This is a genomic window from Paenibacillus sp. yr247, assembly GCF_900103825.1.
GTDB lineage: Bacteria > Bacillota > Bacilli > Paenibacillales > NBRC-103111 > Paenibacillus_E.
The window spans coordinates 1-3,769 of the sequence record NZ_FNIF01000070.1; the positions used below are offsets into that span (position 1 = coordinate 1).

Genomic DNA, 3,769 nt, shown 5'->3' on the forward strand with positions numbered 1-3,769 from the left:
ATATATCATCTCTATTCATTTTTCTATTTTGCATTGCGGATGTTCTAATCTTCTCAAATTTACCGTTTGTTTACAATGTTGTTATTCAGCTATCCCTGCCCGTTACTTCAACAAACGAAAATGCAGATCAAATTTACTCATGACATAACTTAAGAATTTCATTTGCCATTAATTCTGTTGTCAAGTCACGATTTTCTTCATTCATCGCATAAAGTTTTATCCCAGTCAGTTCTTTTATCTTGTCAATATCTGGATGTTTATCTACGCAGATTGTCCCTAGAATAATATGTTGAGAGCTCGAAACAACTTCATGGATCATTTCTTGAAAGGGAACGGATAACATTTGCATGAAACCAATTTCATCGATAACTGTAATCCTCTTCGTATCTAACGATAGACTCACTGCCTTTAAAGCGATTTTCTCAAAAGTATCTACTTCAACCCCATATCTCCCTACTCTTACCGAACTTTCACTATCAACACTCGCAATACGTTGACTCTCACCACTAAGAGTTACACAATTAAATCCAATTCGATTCGTCGAGTTACGTACTTCTTCTGTGTAAAAACCACCAAAATATTCTGGACCAATTCGGTTAATAATTCGTTTTATTGCTGTTGATTTCCCCACGCGAGGTTTCCCAGTTAACAAATAACATGTATCCAAATCATCAACCCTTCCGTTATTTCAATATGAAAGGGAGCCCCCTTAACGGCAAGCTCCTTCACTAACGTACTCCGTTAGGTAATACTTTTGTGACATCTTTTTAGTTTTTCTTCCCTTTTAATATTCTTGGAATCAATTTGGGAACTTTATATTTGTACTTAAGATAATTATCTTTGAAAGTCTCAATCATGAGCATTTCTTCGGCACGAATCTTTATTTCCAAAATGATGACTGCTATAACGAAATATAGTAATAACTTACCAAAACCATTCATAAGTGTAGTACCTAATAACATACCTAATATTCCCGTATAAATTGGGTGCCTTGTAACCCTATAAGGACCATCTGTTCTAAGTTCACTTCCTTTGTTCAGAGCAGCAGATTCAGTCCACATCTTTCCCAAGACCCATCTTGCCCACAAAGTAAACATTGATGAAGTAATTAAAAAAATTATTCCAAGTACCCTCAACCAACACCAACTTTGTTCATAAGAAATTAAAGACCAAATTACCGTGGGTACAAAATTGTTTAGTAGCCACACAAAAAATACAATGCTACCCCAAACAATTGTTGTTTTAAAATTGCTTCGAATTACTTTGGGACCTCGAATGAAGTTGTAAATCGCACCAAATCCAAATAAAACCGCGACTGTCCCCCAACAAATCCAATTGAATTAAGCGTTGTTATATTTGCAATCCACCTTTCAATCAGGTTAGTAGTAACTGCCCATTGATCAATAAACCAAAACAGAGCTGGCAAATGCAAAGGAGCTGTATTCCAAATTATGATTTCCGATTTTTCATTTGATAAAGTAGAAATGATATTACAAACCACGTCCGCCACCAGCGATACCAGAGTAGTTAATTTGTTTATATCGAAAGTAGTGAAAAAGTGTTAAGCAACCACCAAAGCTTATTGCACCATATAACGCTAAAAGAAAACTTCTGCGCAATATAATCGCTCTCCATAAGCCATTTCAGTACGATGTAAATATTCTTTATTTTAAAATCAGATTCCTTCCGCTATGCTGCCAAATAGCGTAAAGGCTGCCGGTTTGTGCGGCAGCCTCTAGATATGCTATAGGTGTTTGAACTCTTATTATGCGTAAGTAAAGTTATTGCTTCGGTATGTTCCAATTGCTCACGAGACCGGAAATGCTTCATCCAACTGCTTGACGTGCTCTTCGGATAGTTTCCAGCCTACTGCACCGATGTTATCCTCTAAATGTTCTACGCGGCTCACACCCATTATCGCGGAGGATACGGCAGGACGGTTAATAACCCAGTTCAGACTGACTTGAGCAGGTGTTTTACCAAGCTCCTGCGCAATTCTTTTCAATACTTTGACTCCATCCTGAAGCTTCATCGCTCTTTCAGCAACTTCAGGTTCTTCCGCGCCGCGGCTTCCCTCCGGAATGCTTTCTTCGTATTTGCCCGTAAGGATCCCACCTCCTATAGGACTGTATAATACCATGCCGATCCCTTGATCCACGCAAAGAGGTTGCAATTCCTTCTCCACAGCACGGTTGACTAAACTATAATTCGGTTGGACGGATACATAGCTTGCGAATTTATTTACATCACTAACCCAAAGCGCCTTCGCTAAAACCCATGCAGGAAAGTTTGAACATCCAATATACCTCACTTTTCCCTGACGGATCAAATCATCATAGGCACGCAGAGATTCCTCCAAAGGTGTATTCCAATCTACCCCGTGTGCTTGATATAAATCAATACAGTCGATATTTAGACGACGCAAGCTGCCTTCTACCTCGCGCATAATATGATACCTGGATTGACCGCTTTCATTAGGTCCGGGACCCAATTGGCCATGTACCTTTGTCGCGATAACGAGTTTATCCCTATGCCCCTTTATCGCCTTTCCTAGAATTTCTTCTGATTCCCCTCCGGTATACCTATTGGCTGTATCAAAAAAGTTTATTCCTTTATCAATAGACTGATGGATTATATTAATAGCCGCTTCAGCCCCAACTTTCCCTGGTTTGCCCCATCGCGGATTACTGTTTCCATAATTCCAGCATCCTAACCCTATCCGCGAAATCTTCAATCCGGTTTTACCCAATCTGATATACTCCATGTCCAGTCACTCCTTCATATTATTATAAAATCAGTATAAGTTAGCTTGGCCCAAATAGAAATAAATGAAAACTTCGAAATTTACTAACTTTATCTTGGCTACCTTGATTTACTCCGCAAAGTAAGCTTGGAAAGACAACCAGTACAAGGATGAATTAGATTATAGTAAGAGTCCCCACTTCCCCTGTCACGCCTTCACAAGCAGGTAAACAAAGGGCAAAATGGCTACCAAGTAAGCACCCCTTTTATGGCTGCCAATCATGCCGGCAGCCTCGCCTTTGGTGTATATTCCGCTAACTTCCTCGTTAGCTCAACGACATACTTCAAAAATCAAATGACGCCATATTTCATCAAAGCTAAGTATATGCCATCTTCACTTGCTTTTTTTGTAACGAAATCTGCTTTCTGTTTGAGCCGTTCCTCACCGTTTCCCCTTGGCAATTCCCAGACCTACGTACTCTAACATATCTAGATCATTTCCTCCGTCACCAAAAGCGATGGCATTAGCCTCACCAATGTTGTAATAGTCTAGTACTTTTTTAATTGCGGCTGATTTGGAAACTTCCGTTTCTTCTAGCACGTTCATAACATAACTGTGAAAACGTACAAATCGCAGTTTAGGGAAGTTATCTATAAATTTTTGAGCTTCACTTTCGCCCGCGTACAAACACATACAGTAAATATCCTCTAACAGTGATCCCATTTTCTCGGGATAGTGTATAAGACTCAATGTATCTTTTAACGCACTCTTTACACGTTCATCCTCTTGACCGTATCCATTCATTGTGATCATATCAGTGAAATAGGAAATGCTATGTCCGTTTACCTCGGCAAAATTTGATAGATCGCGAACGGTTTCTACTGAGAGGACGGACTTATAGATTACGTTATTATTAGCTTTAACAAGTGCTCCATTAGCTGATATCGTATTATGAGGTCACCAGATCTTTCTGGTCGACCTCTTTTTTGAAAGGTCGTAAGATAGCGGTAGCCGGGGATCGAACGT

3 protein-coding genes and 1 pseudogene are annotated in these 3,769 nt (G+C 39.5%); all 4 read right to left on the reverse strand.

Features of this window, described 5'->3' with window-relative positions; all coding sequences use genetic code 11:
* Nucleotides 1–133: 133 nt before the first annotated feature.
* The gene (locus BLT91_RS30365; protein ID WP_175532616.1) at nt 134–652 is read right to left on the reverse strand and encodes a nucleoside-triphosphatase; all 519 of its coding nucleotides are present in this window, start codon (nt 650–652) and stop codon (nt 134–136) included.
* A 115-nt stretch (nt 653–767) separates the two neighbouring features.
* Nucleotides 768–1,208, reverse strand: a complete 441-nt coding sequence (locus BLT91_RS30370; protein WP_302847583.1) for a methyltransferase family protein — start codon at nt 1,206–1,208, stop codon at nt 768–770.
* A 599-nt stretch (nt 1,209–1,807) separates the two neighbouring features.
* The gene (locus tag BLT91_RS30375; RefSeq protein ID WP_254777220.1) at nt 1,808–2,764 is read right to left on the reverse strand and encodes an aldo/keto reductase; all 957 of its coding nucleotides are present in this window, start codon (nt 2,762–2,764) and stop codon (nt 1,808–1,810) included.
* Nucleotides 2,765–3,093: 329 nt separating this feature from the next.
* Nucleotides 3,094–3,688: pseudogene (locus tag BLT91_RS30380) on the reverse strand (HAD hydrolase family protein); the annotation flags it as partial.
* Between the last annotated feature and the right edge of the window lie 81 nt (nt 3,689–3,769).

Excerpts from the sequence above, each read along its gene's own strand:
- BLT91_RS30375 (WP_254777220.1), bottom strand. The coding sequence starts at position 2,764 with ATGGAGTATATCAGATTGGGTAAAACCGGATTGAAGATTTCGCGGATA.